14 protein-coding genes are annotated in these 16,229 nt (G+C 59.8%); 2 read left to right on the top strand and 12 right to left on the bottom strand.

The annotated features are described in order from the left end of the window. Positions 1 to 90 precede the first annotated feature (90 nt). A complete protein-coding gene (locus AruPA_RS16600; protein ID WP_265637895.1) occupies positions 91 to 2,418 on the bottom strand; it encodes an FdhF/YdeP family oxidoreductase in 2,328 nt (775 codons plus the stop codon). 677 nt (positions 2,419 to 3,095) lie between these two features. On the opposite strand from AruPA_RS16600, the gene AruPA_RS16595 reads away from it, so the two are divergent. After that, a complete protein-coding gene (locus AruPA_RS16595) occupies positions 3,096 to 3,515 on the top strand; it encodes a response regulator transcription factor (RefSeq protein WP_265637894.1) in 420 nt (139 codons plus the stop codon). A gap of 72 nt (positions 3,516 to 3,587) precedes the next feature. Here the strand turns inward: AruPA_RS16595 and AruPA_RS16590 are convergent, their stop codons facing one another. After that, positions 3,588 to 4,412 (bottom strand): manganese catalase family protein, encoded by an 825-nt coding sequence (locus AruPA_RS16590; RefSeq protein ID WP_265637893.1) that lies wholly within the window; start codon positions 4,410 to 4,412, stop codon positions 3,588 to 3,590. A 172-nt stretch (positions 4,413 to 4,584) separates the two neighbouring features. Between AruPA_RS16590 and AruPA_RS21830 the strand changes: the two genes are divergently transcribed. Continuing rightward, on the top strand, positions 4,585 to 4,836 hold the full coding sequence (locus AruPA_RS21830) for an ATP-binding protein (protein ID WP_408858864.1): 252 nt from the start codon (positions 4,585 to 4,587) through the stop codon (positions 4,834 to 4,836). Positions 4,837 to 5,486: 650 nt separating this feature from the next. Here AruPA_RS21830 and AruPA_RS16580 read toward each other — a convergent pair. The 10 genes from AruPA_RS16580 to AruPA_RS16535 form a co-directional block, all read right to left on the bottom strand. Further along, positions 5,487 to 6,347, bottom strand: a complete 861-nt coding sequence (locus AruPA_RS16580) for a glycosyltransferase family 2 protein (RefSeq protein ID WP_265637892.1) — start codon at positions 6,345 to 6,347, stop codon at positions 5,487 to 5,489. After that, the gene (locus tag AruPA_RS16575) at positions 6,344 to 7,363 is read right to left on the bottom strand and encodes a hypothetical protein (RefSeq protein ID WP_265637891.1); all 1,020 of its coding nucleotides are present in this window, start codon (positions 7,361 to 7,363) and stop codon (positions 6,344 to 6,346) included. The genes AruPA_RS16580 and AruPA_RS16575 overlap by 4 nt, the downstream gene beginning before the upstream one ends. Beyond that, positions 7,360 to 8,310, bottom strand: coding sequence for a glycosyltransferase family 2 protein (locus tag AruPA_RS16570; RefSeq protein WP_265637890.1), 951 nt, complete (start codon positions 8,308 to 8,310; stop codon positions 7,360 to 7,362). The genes AruPA_RS16575 and AruPA_RS16570 overlap by 4 nt, the downstream gene beginning before the upstream one ends. Then, complete coding sequence (locus AruPA_RS16565; protein ID WP_265637889.1) at positions 8,307 to 9,359, bottom strand: glycosyltransferase; 1,053 nt, start codon at positions 9,357 to 9,359, stop codon at positions 8,307 to 8,309. The genes AruPA_RS16570 and AruPA_RS16565 overlap by 4 nt, the downstream gene beginning before the upstream one ends. 738 nt (positions 9,360 to 10,097) lie before the next feature. Further along, a complete protein-coding gene (locus AruPA_RS16560) occupies positions 10,098 to 10,571 on the bottom strand; it encodes a TspO/MBR family protein (protein ID WP_265637888.1) in 474 nt (157 codons plus the stop codon). Between the two features lie 981 nt (positions 10,572 to 11,552). Beyond that, positions 11,553 to 12,908 carry a lyase family protein gene (locus tag AruPA_RS16555; protein WP_265637887.1) on the bottom strand — a complete coding sequence of 452 codons (1,356 nt, stop codon included), beginning with the start codon at positions 12,906 to 12,908 and terminating at the stop codon, positions 11,553 to 11,555. Positions 12,909 to 12,925: 17 nt separating this feature from the next. Then, on the bottom strand, positions 12,926 to 13,675 hold the full coding sequence (locus AruPA_RS16550) for an amino acid ABC transporter ATP-binding protein (RefSeq protein WP_408858852.1): 750 nt from the start codon (positions 13,673 to 13,675) through the stop codon (positions 12,926 to 12,928). 2 nt (positions 13,676 to 13,677) lie between these two features. Beyond that, positions 13,678 to 14,409, bottom strand: a complete 732-nt coding sequence (locus AruPA_RS16545) for an amino acid ABC transporter permease (RefSeq protein ID WP_265637886.1) — start codon at positions 14,407 to 14,409, stop codon at positions 13,678 to 13,680. A gap of 23 nt (positions 14,410 to 14,432) precedes the next feature. Then, positions 14,433 to 15,404 (bottom strand): ABC transporter substrate-binding protein, encoded by a 972-nt coding sequence (locus AruPA_RS16540; RefSeq protein ID WP_265637885.1) that lies wholly within the window; start codon positions 15,402 to 15,404, stop codon positions 14,433 to 14,435. After that, positions 15,295 to 16,215 (bottom strand): hypothetical protein, encoded by a 921-nt coding sequence (locus tag AruPA_RS16535; protein ID WP_265637884.1) that lies wholly within the window; start codon positions 16,213 to 16,215, stop codon positions 15,295 to 15,297. The genes AruPA_RS16540 and AruPA_RS16535 overlap by 110 nt, the downstream gene beginning before the upstream one ends. Positions 16,216 to 16,229: the final 14 nt, after the last annotated feature.

Raw genomic sequence — 16,229 nt, 5'->3', positions numbered from 1 at the left:
CTCCAAAATCGAACCATAATTCGCCAGTGTCTTATCGGCCAATCAAATTGTCTGAGCGTTCGGACAGGCGAGAATGACCCGAGCCTGACATCAGACGAAATTCTGCCCACCGGTCTCGACGTGAGTCGATCGAGCGATCCGGACCGGGATTGCTTTCGCCGCCGGTACCTTGCTGCCCTTGGCGTGGTGCCATAGGGGGATCAGCGCGTTTGTTTCAGGGTAGTACGTGCCGATGCACCCGGGCGGGATATCATAGCGGGTCACCCGAAACCCGCTCATCATCCTTGGAATTCCATCATGCGCCACTGTCGTCAGGCTCACTTTATCGCCATCCGCGAAACCCAGCCGGATGATGTCGTCCTGGTGCATCAGCACCACCATGCGGGTACCTTTGATGCCGCGGAACCGGTCGTTGTAGCCGTATACCGTGGTGTTGAACTGATCATTGCTACGCATAGTCATCATCGTCAGGACGTCACGATCTGACCCCGCCATATCCGCATCTTCCTCGATGCTGGTCGGGTCGACGAACCTGGCCCGCCCGGTTGCGGTGTTCCACACACGCTGGCGTGCCGCGATATGACGATGAAATCCGCCGGGCTGCCACATTCTCGTTTCCATATCCGCGAAATCAGGCAGGACCGCGCCGATCTCCCGGCGGACCAGTGCGTAGTCGCCAACCCAGGCGTCCCAATCGATCAGCGGATTGCGCTTGAGTGTCGCTTTGGCAATTCCCGCAACGATCGCAGGTTCCGAGAGTAGATAAGGACTGGCGGCCGGGCGCACGCCGCGCGAGCCGTGCACACAGGCGGTGCTATCCTCGATCGAAACCGATTGCGGCCCACTGGCCTGCAAGTCGATTTCCGAGCGGCCGAGGCATGGCAGGATGTAGGATATCGCGCCATGCACCAGGTGGCTGCGGTTGAGCTTCGTTGCGATATTGACGGTCAGCCGCATCTTGCTCCAGGCCGCCTCCATCGCCGCACGTTCCGGGACCGCACGGATAAAATTGCCCCCCAGCATCAAGAACGCTTTGATCTTTCCAGCAATGATGGCTTCGCACGCCTCGACCGTATTCAACCCGGTATTCCGCGGGGGCTCAAATGCGTATCGTTCCGCGATCTTGTCGAGCGGCACAAGTCCGGGCTTCTCGCTGATCCCCACCGTACGCTGCCCCTGCACGTTGGAATGACCGCGCACAGGGCAGATGCCGGCGCCGGGCTTGCCGATATTACCGCGCAGCAGAAGCAAATTGACCAGCATCCGCACCGCCTCGACACCCTCACGATGTTGGGTAATGCCCATGCCGTACACGATCATCACGCGCTGCGATTTCGCGTAAGTCACCGCCGTAGCTTCCAGCGCATGCTTCGAAAGGCCGCTACGCGCCTCGATTTCGCGCCAGGATGCAGTGCGTGCCCTGTGTGCGAACGCATCATACCCATCGGTGTGTTCAGCGATGAACCCGTGATCGAGCACCGGCGCTGATCCGGCGGCGGCCGCTGCGTCATCGGCCTCGATCAACGCCTTCGCGATGCCGAGCACAGCCGCGATATCACCGCCCAGTTTGACCTGATGATAAGAGGTGCTGATCGGCGTCGGCGGCAGCACCAGCATTTCCGCCGGTGACTGCGGGCTGCTGAACTTTACCAACCCAGGCTCGCGCAACGGATTGAAGGTGATGATCGGCACGCCACGCCGATGCGCGTCCTGCAACGGGTGAAGCGCGCGAGGTGAATTGGAACCCGGATTCTGGCCGAAAAAGATCAAACAATCGGTCTGTTCCATGTCTTCGAGAATTGTGGTTCCGACGGGGACACCGAGTGATGCCATCAACCCGACCGAGGTACTCTCGTGGCACATGTTTGAGCTGTCGGGGAGATTATTAGTACCGAACAGACGGGCGGTCAGCGCGAACATATATGATGTTTCAAGTGAAGCCCGCCCCGAGGCGTACCACACTGTCTCATTCGGCTGCATCGCTTGGAGTTCCGCACCGATTTCGGCAAACGCATTCGACCACGAAACCGGCAGGTACCGATCGGTCGCGGCATCCCATCGCAGGGGCACGGTCAGACGCCCTTGTTGCTCAAGGTCATAATCGGTCCAGCTTCGCAGTTCCGCCACGGTATGGGCTGCAAAGAACTTCGACCGGGCACGCCGTGAGGTAATTTCCCAGGCCGTCGCTTTCGCACCGTTCTCGCAATATTCGAATGGTTTGGGGTGTGCGGGCTTCGGCCAGGCGCAACTGACGCAAGCAAATCCGTCTGGCTTGTTCTGTGCCATCAGAGTTTTGGCGGCCACCAGCGGCACGTGCTCGCGCACAACGATGTTGGCAAGCGATCGTACCGATCCCCAACCGCCCGCCGGTGCGTCGTAGGGAGCGATCCTGACCGTCCGTCTTACATTGTTTGCCATTTATCACCTTATCGTTATCCACGGGTGCGGACATATCCAGCCTGCTCATAGCGGGCCCCGCCGTTCACGCGCATGATCGGCAGATGACAAGTTGGTTTTGCGTGACCGGGGACAACAGCTTACCAGAGGCCGTACGAACAAGATAATACGTTGACGGATTCCCCAATGTACATCATGCGATAGGGCCACAAAAACTGCTCCGCAATATCGTGTATGCGTCGCCGATAATTGCATCAAGCTCGATTCTATGGACGTTTTTGAGACAACCGATGTAGATCAGACGTGGTTGGCAATTTTTCACATATACCATGAAAAATTCCCCTCACGATCGTGGTCGAGGCAAAGCAGACGACCAAGCTTGGCAGTGAGATTGTCCTATTGAATCACCGAGGCGGGTTGCATAATTTCGCTGGAAATTGACACAAAAGAACGTCCATCGATCTCCTTGTCATCTCTGGACACTTGAATGAGGACCGGAGGACGGATCGAATGGCGAGATGCATAGTGCGAAGCGATGGTTCCATGGGCCGCGCAATGACGGTGTTGGAGAAATGCGGTAAATATTATCAAGGACCATGTCCGCCCATTAAAGACTAATTGGTCCCTAACGAACCGCAGGGGTCACGCAACCGGCTGTCAGCGACACAGACACTCTTACATAAACAAGGAGCAGCGCTATGCCTTCAGCGACCAAAACGCAGATACTCATCGTCGAGGATGATCCCGATGTCGGTCGTTTCCTGGTGTCTGCGCTGTCCGAGGCCGGCCACGAAGTCAACTGGGCCTCGAATGGCAGGGAGGGAATGGTCACCGCCCTCGGTGGCACCCACGGACTCATCATATTGGACCGACAACTCGGCGATGACATCGATGGCGTGGATATCCTGAAAGCCGTGCGCCAAACTGGCCGCACCGTCCCAGCCCTGTTCCTCTCTGGCAGGGGAGAGCTTTCCGATTGGGTGCAGGGCCTGCAGGCTGGCGGCGATGACTACCTGGTCAAGCCGTTCTCGTTCGGGGAGTTGCTGACCCGGATCGACGAGTTGCTAAGTCCTTCCATTGAAACCAGTTCTACCTCTGAATCAAGCAGCGTCCGATGATGAGAGGGCGCCCGACAGGGCGCGCTACGGTATAGGGTACGACGCAGCGCTAATGACCCTCCCCCAATCGCTTCAGGCTTTTACTGCAGTCGACGGTGTTTTCTCATCGTCGGGATTGCCGATCCTGGTATCTATTGTTCCCGCGGGCTGCGGCTCGGCAACGTATTCAAACGGCGTTGTATTCCACGGGCCGCGCATGTCGTCGCCCCGAGACATATTGTAGACGACGTTCACGGTGTCATCGGGTGCGATGGTGCCAAACATTGGGTCGGTTAATTTGCCAAGCGAGTCCAACGCTTTCATGAACATCTGCGCATGCGTGATTTCCCTGGTCAGCAAATGGACCAATGCCTCGCGCGTTCCATCATCGTCGCATTGATGGATCAACGCTTCATACGTCTGCCTTGCCCCCGCTTCCGCGGCGATGTTGGCGCGCAGGTCGCGCACTACATTCCCGCCCTCGTTCAAATAGGATGCGGTCCAGGCTGAACCTTGGCTATCGACGAAATGCGGCCCGATTCCCTTCATCGCGAACAAAGGGACATCGTGAAGCTTGTGATGCTCCTTTTGCGAGGTGTGTTGGACGATCAGCTTACCGACCATTTCCAGATGGCTGAACTCCTCGATTGCAATATCCTGCAGCATATCTCTGATCCCGGTGTCTTCGACGTGGAATGATTGCACCCAATATTGAAGCGCGGCAGTGAGTTCGCCGGTCGCACCCCCGAACTGCTCCAATAGATACTGGCCAAATACCGGATTCGGTTTGCCCACGCTCACGGGACGAATGAGTTCCTTACGATGTAAAAACATTGTTGCGCTCCTCGAATGCTGGTTTAACGTCGAGTCAGGAAGTGCTTCTCGAAGCACCGAGATGCAACGGGTCATCAAGGCCATGACTCAGCTTTCATGCCGTTGCGATGGGATGCGAACATGCAATATTGCAGGACGATAGCGCGATGAAACGCCGGGGCGCCGCTCGCGATCCTGGTCGTGAGCGGGTCCCTGCCACCGACGCTTTGGTCATCATGCTGCATAGTCTCAAAATGCACAGGATGGCGCAGGTCGTCTGGTCCGCGCTGATCTTGTCATCTTTAATGAGCTCGGCCATCTGCCTTCAGCAGATTCAGGCGGTGCTTTGGCGTTCCTCCTGCTCATCATGCGCTACGAGCGCACCAGCGTCACGATCCCGACCAATCTGAGCTTCAGCGCAGGAGAAACCATCTTTGACCACGGGAGAATGACCACCGTGCCACTCGGCCGTGTGCCTCATCATTGCCAAATCCCGGAGACGGGCGTTGACAGCTGCTCGTTCAAGTAGCGCTCAATGCACAAAACCCAGACGCACGACCCCCTGTTTTCGCCATTGATGGAAAATATCCAAAGCCATGCACAGAAATTGGAGAATCCTCCTGCCAGTCTGCGGTTTGGCCGGTTGGTATGACAGTTGGTGTTCTTGCCAAATGCTCAGGCATATCGGGTTGCGACGCCAATCAGGCGGCGGCGCTTCTTTGGCAAAGCAGTGTCGTCGATGATCAACCACGCAGTCTCGCCGCCAACCGATTGGTCGGCTGCCACGAGCGAAACTGCTCCCAGGGGGCTGCATCACGGACGCCGCTGGCGGTGGAATGGCGAAGCTTATCACAATTCATGCCACTATCACGGGCCGCCATCGATTGAACGTTCTCGCGATCGCCGGGCCCGATGGACCAGCCATACAAAGAGGGCATATCCACCGGCGTGTGCTACGGCCAGGCGCATCGATGAACGGATCGAGCCAGTGCTCAAGTTCCCCGGTCCAGTTTAATCTGGCGGTTGCCATGGTCAGCCTGAGCAATGCCGACCACACCATCAATCAGTCAAAGGCAAGTTGGGATTCCTAAAAATAACCAGAATTACTGAAATATGCCAAAGTCGTGCCGGAAGCCTGTTGGACTTACGATCATCTCGAAGCCGACCGCTCCGCCCCGGTTATCCAAACATCACGGTGTCCGGTTGCCGGGCCTGATAGATTTCGGCAGCGGTTGGATTGCGGCGGCGTATCAAACGGCTCGGGGTCCATTCGATCAGGCCGAGTGCGGCAAATTGATCCAGCCATCCTGTCATCGGCCAGACGGACCAAATATCGTAAAACACGCAGGCATTGCTGATGATTTCATCGAAATGTTGCAGGGGTGGATTGAAGCTTGTGTGGTGCTGATGAAGGGCGCCGGGTCCACCGGCGAATAGAATTGCCACACCGGAACGCGCGGCGCGAAAGGCGAGATCGGTATCCTCCGCGCCGTACCCGCTGAACCGCTCATCGAATCCACCGAGGGCCTCAAAGCGCGCGTGGCGAACACCAAACGCCAGGGACCAGAACAAACCAGCCGTTGGTGCCTCGATGACGCCCCGGTGCGGAAACGATCGTACCGGATGGGTGGCAGCGCAAGCTAGCATACGCTCCTCACTCCACGGCGTCGTTATCACGCCTGCCGGCAAATAATGCACTTCCGCGCAGATTAACGCGTCATATCGCGTGGTACGGCACGCCATGGCCCCCACCAATCCCCGCATCGGAATGCAATCGACATCGAGAAACAGCAGCAAGGGGCATTTTGCGGCGGTCGCGGCGGCATTACGCGCCGCGGCCAAAGGCAGCCCGTGCGCAGGCTGATGGACCACTCGGATCGGAAACGGCGCGGCGGGCGGATCAAATGCTTCCTCATCCATGACCACGACAATGAGTTCGCCCGGCAAGGGATGGCAGCGCGCCAACCCTTCGATCAGGGCGCGCAGGTGTTCCCGCCGCTGCTTGACCAGTGTTAGCACACTGACGTCTCGGCCGTTCATACCATTTGCGCCATCGCGATGAGTTGTTCCGCCGCGTGCGCAACACCCGCGCCATCATGCAGATGCGCGGTGGCCCGGGGATCCAGGCACAATGCGCGTTCAAGCAACGCGGGCCACGCGGCGGGTTCGGGCCATTGCGCCTCGACGACCGCAGCCTTCATCCGCGTGAGCGCCTCAGCCTTGCGCAGCTGTTCCTGATAAGGTCGCACCTCCGGCAGGCAGATGAACGGCCGATTGACCGCCAACACCGCGCTGACCAATCCATCGCCCGCGGCGCCTACGACCACGCTCGCCGCTGCGATCTCCCGCTCCGGTGTCGGCGACCAGCCGACGATTACCAGATTATCGGGACAGACGGCGGGCTGCGAAACCGGCCCGATGCACCGCCACTGAAACCCCGGCGTCGCCCGGCATGCCGCGGCGATCCGCTCGCCATCGTAGCCCGTTCCACCCGCCCCGGCGACCACGAGCACCCTTGGCCCATTCGCGCGCGCAACTGGCGCTGCCGCGGTCAGACCAGGCAGGTAGATGGTTTTATCCACCACCCAAGCGGGTGTCGCCGGATCATCCAAATCCTGGTGGAAGGGCGCGATCAGGCGATGCGCGGCCCGGAACACCATTTCGTGCGCGACATCGCTGCGATCACCTGACAATCGCACATAAACCATCGGCACCGATGCCAGGACAGCAAGCCATCCGACCTCGACCGACACATCGACCACGAACAGCGCAGGTGCCCGACGCGCGATCGTTTCCGCGATCGTTGCGACCCTGTTGCGAATGCCAGGATGATCCTGCGGGGCGTAATGCAACGCCGGCGTCACAGCGCAACGCGTCCCGCCATCCTCATTCGGCCGATCATCGTCGAGATCCATGCTGCATACTGCACCGGTGCGCCCTGCGATGCGGGTTCCGAGCAACACGAACCGTTCGGGCGCCTGGAGGGCGATCGCCTTTGCCCGGTCGAGATGTCCCTGCCCATGATGATGCACGTAATACAGGATCGACCGGCTCATGACGCAGGTGCGGCAAGGCTGAGGGGCGTATCGTCCGGCATTGGCGGCAACCGCCGCTCCGCGTCGGGTATCGTCGCGTCACGCCCCGCTTGTCGCAGCGCCCGCCGCCACGCGGCCCGCGCACGCCAATGATTGAGCCCAGGCACCATCGGGTCTACTCCGGCCGCGGCATTGTCGAACAAGACCGCCATCGATGCCGCCATACCGCCCGATGCGCGACCGATCCGGCGCGGTGAGACCCGCGTCCACACCGATTGCGGGTGGATCAGACGACCGCCCGCCGCGCAGCAGGCGTCCACCAACGCCCGATCCTCACCCAGCGCGATCGGCGGGACGCCCCCAACGGCCCGGTACAAGCCCAGCCGAACCGCAAGACTGGCCCCGGTGTGATCGCCATGTCTCGGCGGCGGATCCCATTCCCGCGGATCGATCGTATCTTCGATGTCACGGACGGCAGACCAGTATCTCGCCCATAACAGATGCAGTCGCATCACCGCTGGCGGCAGATCGCTCTCGCCATCGAGATCGAGCCTCCCACCAATGATATCCGCCCCAGCCTGCGCCGCCGCCAGCATCGCCCCGATCCACGTGGGCGGGGGCCTGGTATCGGCATCGGTGGTGATGATGAGCGCATCCGGCCGCCCCGCGAGGCGATCCGCTGCGGCATCCATCGCACAACGTCGCGCGCTACCTGCATGGGCCGTCTCAGGCGGAAACCACTGTTCGATCACGTCGATCACCAACCGCCCGGACGCGCGCGCACCGTGCTCGGCAATGATCATGGCGGATCCGTCCGTCGTGTTGTTCAGACACACGGAAACCCCGATCGGTCCCGTGACATCCTGCGCCGCCAGCGCATCGAGCAACGCCCCGAACTGTGCCGCCTCATCGCGGGCTGGCAGCGCGATTTGAAACGGCAAATCCCGCCCCGTATATCCCCCCGTCATGCCGCGCGCCGTACTGCCTGCCGATCGATCAGCGCGGCGTATAAATCTTCATATTGGCCTACCATGCGCCCGGCATCCCAATGCCGTACCGCACGGGCGTGGCAGGCGGTGCGCGCCAGGCCCTCCGCCGCCAGAGCGGCGACCGCCAACCGCACCGGGTCTTCCCCCTCGATCAGAACGCCGCTCGCAGAATCGAGCAACTCCGGCAGAGCGCCACGACGGAATCCCGCCACCGGCGTGCCGCAGGCCAGCGCCTCGGCGATCACCAGACCGAACGGCTCGTCCCAGCGCGGCGTACACAGGCACACGCGTGCGCCACCAACCAGCACTGCCAGCGCCTGATGCGTGAGATGACCGGCATATGTCACACCGTGGGCCAGACGTGGAACGATAGCGCCCGCAAAATACGCCTCATCCGCAATGGGCCCGGCGAAACGGAACTCAACCCCAGCAGCCACCGCCGCATCGATTGCGAGATGCAAGCCTTTTTCCGGCACGATCCGCCCGTACCAGACCCAATAACGGACCTGCGCCGGCGCCGCCATGAACTGAAAATCTGAAAGATCGACGCCGTTGGTTATCAAATCATCAACTATAACCAGATGGGCCCAGAATCCAGCCAAAGTTTTCGATACGGAAACAAAACGATGAAAAGGCGCGGTGACCTGCACCGCCGCGCGTGCCAGTGACTCGAAAGGCGGGGTATGCAGCGTCGTGACCATCGGTATTTTAAGATTTCCGCACCGCTCGAGCGGACCCTGATGCAGACTGTTGTTGTGGACAACATCAACATCGCTCGCAGCCAGCCGATCCATCAAGCGCGCATAGACACGATGCTCAGCCCGCGCGCTCGCTGCCGAATTTTCCCCGGTCGGCGGACACAATTCGATAGCCCCCGTGGCTGGATCGGACCCCGTCGCCGCGAAAAGAGTCACTTCATGCCCCTTTGCCCGTAGTGCCATTGTCAAAAGATGCGTGTGCATCTCGAGACCACCCGCGAAAGGCTCGCCAATTGAGTATTTCAAATGGCTGATCATCGCAATCTTCATCGCAGCGGCGAGCCCTTTTTGACTATAACGGCATAACATAAATGTGAATACATCACGATTTATCCAAGTCGTTAAACCTAATTTAATTCAGTTCGTGATAATTATAATTACCCATTGAATAACCGCGTGTCGCTGATGAAATCCAGACCGGCTGACAAAATGCTGCACATGAGCGGCCGTGCGGAAGCCGCGAGATCAAAGCAGCCGGTCTAATATATCGCCGCCGATAAAACTGGAGTTACAAGCCCATCGCATCAAATGATACGGCCATTTGTTCCGCTGCTGACAGGCTGCTCGCGGGCGAGGCGGTTGCTCGCACATCGGAACTGGCCTCCGTCCACGCCGTACGGACAACCAGCAAAAGTGCATACTTTCAAAAAATATTGCTGGTCCACCGATGCGAGGGATTTTCGCGCGAATCGCGTGTGAGTGTGCCCTTAATCCGTGCTAAATGTGTCCCATTCGCCGTATTCTATTGTCGGCGTTCATGGGGTTTACGAGCCGGCGAAGTGGGCCGCGGTATGCGTCTTTTATTCGTCAATGAAGATGCAGTGATTTTCTGCCATATTCCCAGTAAGACAATAAAAAAATCGTTGGACCCGTAATGAGTGACATCTTCCTCCAGAGCGGAGATCACCATGAAATATAAAGACCCACCGGTAACTTTGTCATTCGTGCGGCTCGCCTCTGTGCACCGTCTCGACGCGCATCCCCATCGTTCCGCGAAAACGAAGGTGATCAGCGACGTCGCCGATTCTCGCGCCAGATCTCACCATCCAACACGCTGGCGAACGCCAGCCATCCAATCAGCGGCAGGCTCGCCACCCCGGCGTTGCGATCGATCCGTGCGGCCGCTGCGGCTGCAACTGCGGCAATGCCCGTCATGCCACCCGCCGTCACAACGCTCGCGGGAAGGTTCTTGCGCCCGAAAAACACCGCCGGCCACACAGCAATGCCGACGACATTGGCGGCCCACAACGCGATCGCCTCCCGTTTCCCGGGTTGCGCTGGAGCGCTCAGCAACCGCGTGCCAGAATAAATCAACAACCCCCCGAGCACGGTCCACGCCAGGCCATAGGCGGGGCCAGGCGGCGTGAATCCGGGTTTGCGCAAGCTTGCATACCAGGCCGTTGTCCGTTTGTGCTTCGGTCCCGGCCCAAACCGTCCGCCAACCGCCAATGCGGCGATTACACCGAGCCCGCTTGTCGCCATTGCTTTCGCCAAATGCATCGCATCCCCCATGAATAAGTCAGCTGATCCGCAGCCCGATGCTATATGGCGTGCAGCCCGCCAATCGACCCAGCGTGGCAAACTATTCATGAAATGCACAGGTCCAATCACTCGGGTGTTAGACGGACAGGACGGACACGCATGTAGGCCCAAGTAACATTGATGATCTGGCCCATGATAAGTGCAAGCCATTTCCGGCGTAGGGACGCCGCTGGTTAATCAAATAGCACGGCAGCCGCGACATCAGCAGCCGGCCGCCTCTTTGATGGAGTGAAGTAGCGGTCAAAGCTCTCAGAGTCGGTCCGAAATCTTTATGGGTCGGTCTGCATCGGCGTAAAGTTTCAGCAAGAACGGGTCAGTCCGAACAACCTTGCCATCAGCAGCACGTCGTCACGCTCCTGGGTGCCGGCTGCACGCACGACGGCATCCGCCAGCAACCGTGCATATCGAGGACGACATGCCGCTTTTTGCTCTTGACTTTCCCGCCGCCACCAAAGTCCGGTTGATCAATCCGGCACCGCCTTTTTCGGCACTTTTCACGCTCCGCCTGTCGATGATCACCGCTGTCGGACTGGCTTCACGGCCCGCCCGCTCCCGGTACCGCACGCAAAGCGTATAGGGCAGCCGATTGAGTGTGCCATCTCCTAACCAGCGGCAGGAATAGCGACTGACCGTGCTGCGTGGTGGAGGTCTTTTGGCATCGAGCGCCAATCGCAGCCAGCGCTCAGCATATGCATCGGCCCGCTCCGCACGTCGCGAACATCCACCCTATGCTTATTGCCGCTGTGCCTGGCACGCGGGATCCCTGGCCTGGCTGCGCGCTCCGGCGCCTCGTGGGCAGGCCACAGGGAGACCCGACGCTGTCGGTAACCCCTTCACCGCGCGATTCCGGTTTTCTCATAAATTCAGACAGGACCGAATTAAAGGAAGCCGACCCCATACGGCAAAGCTGTTGCGGCTGTTTTATCCGGCTGGCTGAGCCAGAGCGGCGCGGGCGATGCGGGCCATGTCGAGCGCAAGGGTTTCGCTGAGGCCGGTATATTGCGTGGCATCGAGTGCGTTGCGCACCAGATCGGCCGTGACGCTGGGCGGGAGTGATCGGTCGGCCATTACGGCGTCGGTGAGCGATATATGCTTGTGCGCGGCTTCGTGCACCGCGTGATGCACCACATCATGCGCGCGGCTGCGCCCAAGCAAGGGCGCTAATGCCATCATGGCGTTTTCCGAGGCCAAAAATTCGCCGGAGCGGGCGAGATTTTCGCGCATTTGCACGGGATGCAAACCTATACCGCCGATCAGTTCATCCATCATGGTGATAAGCTCATAGGCGAGGGGACAGGCTTGATCGACCATGGCGGAGATCATTTGATTATGCGCGCCATCACCTTCGAAGCTGGGCTGCATCGCTTCCAACGCGAGCGGGATTTGCGTGCGCAGGCGGGCCGCTAACGAAATGACATGCACGGCAACTTTGGAATTGACCTTATGGGGCATAGTGCTGGAGCCAACCACGTCATCGCCGAGGGTCTCGGTCACTTCATCGATTTCATCCGCCATCATGCTATAGAGATCGCGGGCGATTTTTGAGCAGGTTGTGCCGAACAGACCCAGCAGCAGGATGTATTCGGCAAAATAATCAAGCCCGGCACGCGAGGGAACGGTGAAATGCCCAAGGCCGAGGCGTGCGGCGAGGTTGCGGTTCAGTTCAGGGCCGAGCGGCCCGATGGCGTGCATGGCGCCGACCGCACCGCCCCACTGCGCACAAAAAACCCGACGTGCGGCCTGTGCGAATCGCTCACGGTGACGCAGCCACTCTTCAATCCAGCCGGCGACTTTAAAGCCGAAGGTAATCGGCAATGCGTGGCGCAGATTGGTGCGCGCGACGATGACGGTTTTGGCTTCGTGCTCGGCAAGATCGGCCAGCTTTGCCAAAATATCGTCAAAACACTGCATGAGGGCGTGGTGGGCCCGCTGCATCAACAGGGTTCGGCCAGTTTGCACCACATTTTGCGTGGTGGCTCCCCAATGCACATAGCCGCCCGCCTCGGCCGCGCAGGCTGCGGCGAGGCTACGGGCGAGGGCGACGATGGGGGCGCGAGTACGGGCGATGTCAGCGGTCAGTGCGGCTTCATCCAGGCATTCGACGCGGGCTTTAGTGCGAATTTCGTAAGCGGCCTCGGCAGGAATGATACCGAGCTCCGCCTGGCTTTCCGCCAGAGCAGCTTCGACATCCAACCAGGATTGCCACAATGAGCGGCGGGCAAACAGATCACGAATTTGCGCGACACTGGGGCGGGATGGACGTGTGGGTCGGGTCATGGCGGGTCCAGACAATGTTAGAGAACCTGATTGAGAAATTGTCGCAGGCGCGGGCTTTGCGGATGATCGAACAATACCGCCGGTGATGCCGCTTCGATGATTTTTCCGTGGTCCATGAAGATCACTTGGCTGGCGGCTTCGCGGGCGAATCGCATTTCGTGTGTAACGACAAGCATGGTCATGCCGGAGGCCGCGAGTTCGCGCATGATGGCGAGCACACCCTTGACCAACTCGGGATCAAGGGCGGATGTTGCTTCATCGAACAGCATGATCGCGGGTTCCACCGCTAACGCACGGGCGATGGCGACACGCTGTTGCTGGCCGCCAGAGAGATCAGTGGGGCGGCGGCGCTCAAGGCCGCGCAACCCAACATCGTTCAGCTTGGCAATGGCGCGCTCCTCGGCTTCGGCACGCGGCAGGCGGCGGACTTTGCGGAGTGCCAAAGCGACATTATCGAGCACGCTGAGATGGCTAAACAGGTGAAAATGCTGGAATACCATGCCGACGCGGCTGCGAATGGCATCGATATCGACGCCGGGATCGGTGATGGTTGTACCATCGACCATGATGCGGCCCGCTTCGGGTCGCTCGAGCAGATTGGCGCAGCGCAGCAGTGTGGATTTGCCAGAGCCGGACGGGCCGATGATGCAGGTGGTCATGGCGCGCGGAACATCGAGCGTGATATCGTCGAGAACTTTCACGGAACCGAACGATTTGGTGATATGCTCAAAGCGCACGCCGCCGGTCGAAGGGGCCATCGGTTGCATTTCTATAACGCCGTGCGCGCGCGCGGATTTGTGCCGAGGCGCAGGCGACGTTCCCATGCATTCACCGCGTAGGTCATGGGCACGGTGAGGGCGAGATAGATCAGCCCTGCAGCGGTGAGCGGCGAGAGATTGGCATTATTGATTGCAGAATCCTGGGCAATCGAGAACAGATCGCGCTGGGATGCGGTGAGGCCCAACAAGAATACCAAGGCCGTGCCTTTAATGACCAGGATGAATTGTCCGGTGAGTGGCGGCAGGACGCGGCGGATGCCTTGCGGGATGATGATTAGCAGCATGGTCTGGGCGCGGGTCATACCCAGGGTGCGGGCGGCCTCGATTTGGCCGCGGTCGACCGATTGCAGACCAGCGCGGAAAATTTCGGCCATGTAAGCGCCCTCGATCAGCCCGATTGCGAGGGCAGCATAGGCGTAGGTATCATGGCCGAAAAGGCTGAGGCCAGCCAGCGGTAGACCCTGGCCGATGAGATAGATGGTGAGAATATGCGGCAGGCCGCGCAGAATATCGACGTAGACTCGGCAAAGCAGGCCGACCGGACGGCGGCTTGAGATCAGCCCGATGGCGATGATCAGGCCAATCACGATGCCGATGAGGGTTGCTGATAGCGCGAGGATGATGGTGTTGGGCAGACCCACGCGCAGCAGGCTGGGCATGACCCCTAATATCAGGTGCAGATCGAAAAAAGTCTGCTGGATGCCGTGGAGACCTTTAAGCATGGGTCAGCGTGGGTCAGATGCGGCTATTGTTTGGCAGGTTGTTCATGCGGCATACCGGGATAGCGCGCGTAGAGCGCGTCGGGGATGGCGACATTGCTCGGGTTCCATCTCTGAAACAGCCTCGTATACGTTCCATTTTTCATCAAGTGGGCAATGGCGGTATTCAGGGCGGCGCGCAATTTCGGGTTGGATTTGGCGACCGGGAACGCGGCTTCGCCGCTATTGACGATTTGCGATTCGCTAAGCCCGTTGTGTTGGGCGACCAAATGGTCGGCAGTGGCAAGTCCGGTGAACAGCCCATCCACCTGATCGGCAAGGAGCGCATTGGTGCTCGCGGCGATGTTGGGGAATTGCTTGACTTTGACGCCGGGCGCGATGCGTCGGAGCAGCGGGATCAGGGCGCTGCCTTGGGTGATGGCGATCGTTTTTTTCGCTGCCCCATCGATTCTGGAGATCGGCGCATCGGTGCGGCTGACCAGGCGCGCCTCGGCATAGGCGATTGGGGTCGTGAAATCGACGATTTTGCGCCGCGCCGGCGTAACCAGAACCGGGAAGGCGGCGCTGTCATAAACATGGTTTTTCACTGAGGGGAGCATGCTGGCGAAATCGGTGGAGACGAATTCAACTTTCAGGCCGATTTGCTTGCCGATGGCTTGTTCGAACGCGACCAGGAAACCATTGGGCTTGCCGTCGGCTATGAAGGAGATCGGTTTGTCATCGGTGCGGTAGGCGACGGTGAGCCGGTTGGGATGCACCGTTGGGATCGCAGGACGGGCCTGTGCGAAGAGCGGAGTGCTCGCGAGCAGGGCCGTGAACGTGGTGATTGGTAGAGTGACCGATTTTATATTCATTTCAGTTTCCTCAGGATTTTGGCCTTGATGCGGATCAGGAGCTGGACCAGAAAGCTGACCTGGCTTCCGGGCTGGCGAATAGTATGGCGGGTTCGTGGCCAACGTCGGGAATTTCGGCATAGTGATGACGTAGCGCGGCGCCATGGCGTTGACGCAGGCTGGCCCAGAAATTCCGACCGCGCTCCAGCCTGTTGGCGCCCTGGCTCATTGCGGCGGGTGAACGATCTAACATTGCGTGCTGGGGATCGCAATCGAGCATGCCGAGCAGATAACGCACATCCCGGTTGATATAACGCTGTTCGAGAGCGTCATCATCAAGCGGAGCGCCATAGGCGGGGCGAGCATCAAGACCGTATTTCCAGCGTGTGGCCAGCGTGTCGGCGGGGGGCGCGTGCGGGCGAGCCTGGCCGAACCAGGCGTATGAGGAGGGGTTGGCCACGACAAAGCGAACCGGGTGCGGTGTGTGAGTGAGAATGGCGAAGCGCTGCACCATTTGGCCGCCGCCTGAATGGCCAGCAATGATGATCTGCTCAAGGACGGGGTAGCCGCTGGGATCGGCAAGAGTATCGATCAGGTAATCGAGGACGGCGAAGGCGCTGATCGGCTCCGCGCCCAGAGCTTCCTCTCCCTGCATCCAGCCGGTTTCATGCCAATGGAGGCTGGTGGCCGGGAGTTGGTGGTGCACGATGTCCGCCGCGGTCAGAAATTGCGGGGCAATGACCAACACATCGGCCGAGCCATTGCAAAAGGCATTGGCGGCAAGGTCCGCGTAAAACGGGGCATCGCGGCGGCGGCCATGGATGATGATAATGGCGCGGCGTGCGGCGCCGGGGGTGGCACCGCGCAGGGCCAGCGGCATCTCGCCGGCCGCCGCATCGGCCGCATTGATACCCGGCGTCAGCCGGCTCTCGCCGATTTCGGCAGTATTGGCGGTGGCGAGTTTGGTTTCGGCCATAACGCAAGCATAGC

Source organism: Acidiphilium sp. PA (genome assembly GCF_026191915.1).
Taxonomy (GTDB): Bacteria; Pseudomonadota; Alphaproteobacteria; order Acetobacterales; family Acetobacteraceae; genus Acidiphilium.
The sequence above is the reverse complement of the archived record's forward strand: the minus strand, read 5'-3'. Positions and strand labels throughout refer to the sequence as shown.

Bases quoted from the DNA above. Each gene is read 5' to 3' on its own strand.
- AruPA_RS16580 (WP_265637892.1), bottom strand. From the start codon at position 6,347: ATGAACGGCCGAGACGTCAGTGTGCTAACACTGGTCAAGCAGCGGCGG.
- AruPA_RS16555 (WP_265637887.1), bottom strand. From the start codon at position 12,908: ATGACCCGACCCACACGTCCATCCCGCCCCAGTGTCGCGCAAATTCGT.
- AruPA_RS16535 (WP_265637884.1), bottom strand. From the start codon at position 16,215: ATGGCCGAAACCAAACTCGCCACCGCCAATACTGCCGAAATCGGCGAG.
- AruPA_RS16570 (WP_265637890.1), bottom strand. From the start codon at position 8,310: ATGACGGGGGGATATACGGGGCGGGATTTGCCGTTTCAAATCGCGCTG.
- AruPA_RS16575 (WP_265637891.1), bottom strand. From the start codon at position 7,363: ATGAGCCGGTCGATCCTGTATTACGTGCATCATCATGGGCAGGGACAT.
- AruPA_RS16545 (WP_265637886.1), bottom strand. From the start codon at position 14,409: ATGCTTAAAGGTCTCCACGGCATCCAGCAGACTTTTTTCGATCTGCAC.
- AruPA_RS16560 (WP_265637888.1), bottom strand. From the start codon at position 10,571: ATGGCGACAAGCGGGCTCGGTGTAATCGCCGCATTGGCGGTTGGCGGA.
- AruPA_RS16550 (WP_408858852.1), bottom strand. From the start codon at position 13,675: ATGCAACCGATGGCCCCTTCGACCGGCGGCGTGCGCTTTGAGCATATC.
- AruPA_RS16595 (WP_265637894.1), top strand. From the start codon at position 3,096: ATGCCTTCAGCGACCAAAACGCAGATACTCATCGTCGAGGATGATCCC.
- AruPA_RS16540 (WP_265637885.1), bottom strand. From the start codon at position 15,404: ATGGCGCCGCGCTACGTCATCACTATGCCGAAATTCCCGACGTTGGCC.
- AruPA_RS16565 (WP_265637889.1), bottom strand. From the start codon at position 9,359: ATGAAGATTGCGATGATCAGCCATTTGAAATACTCAATTGGCGAGCCT.
- AruPA_RS16600 (WP_265637895.1), bottom strand. From the start codon at position 2,418: ATGGCAAACAATGTAAGACGGACGGTCAGGATCGCTCCCTACGACGCA.
- AruPA_RS16590 (WP_265637893.1), bottom strand. From the start codon at position 4,412: ATGGCCTTGATGACCCGTTGCATCTCGGTGCTTCGAGAAGCACTTCCT.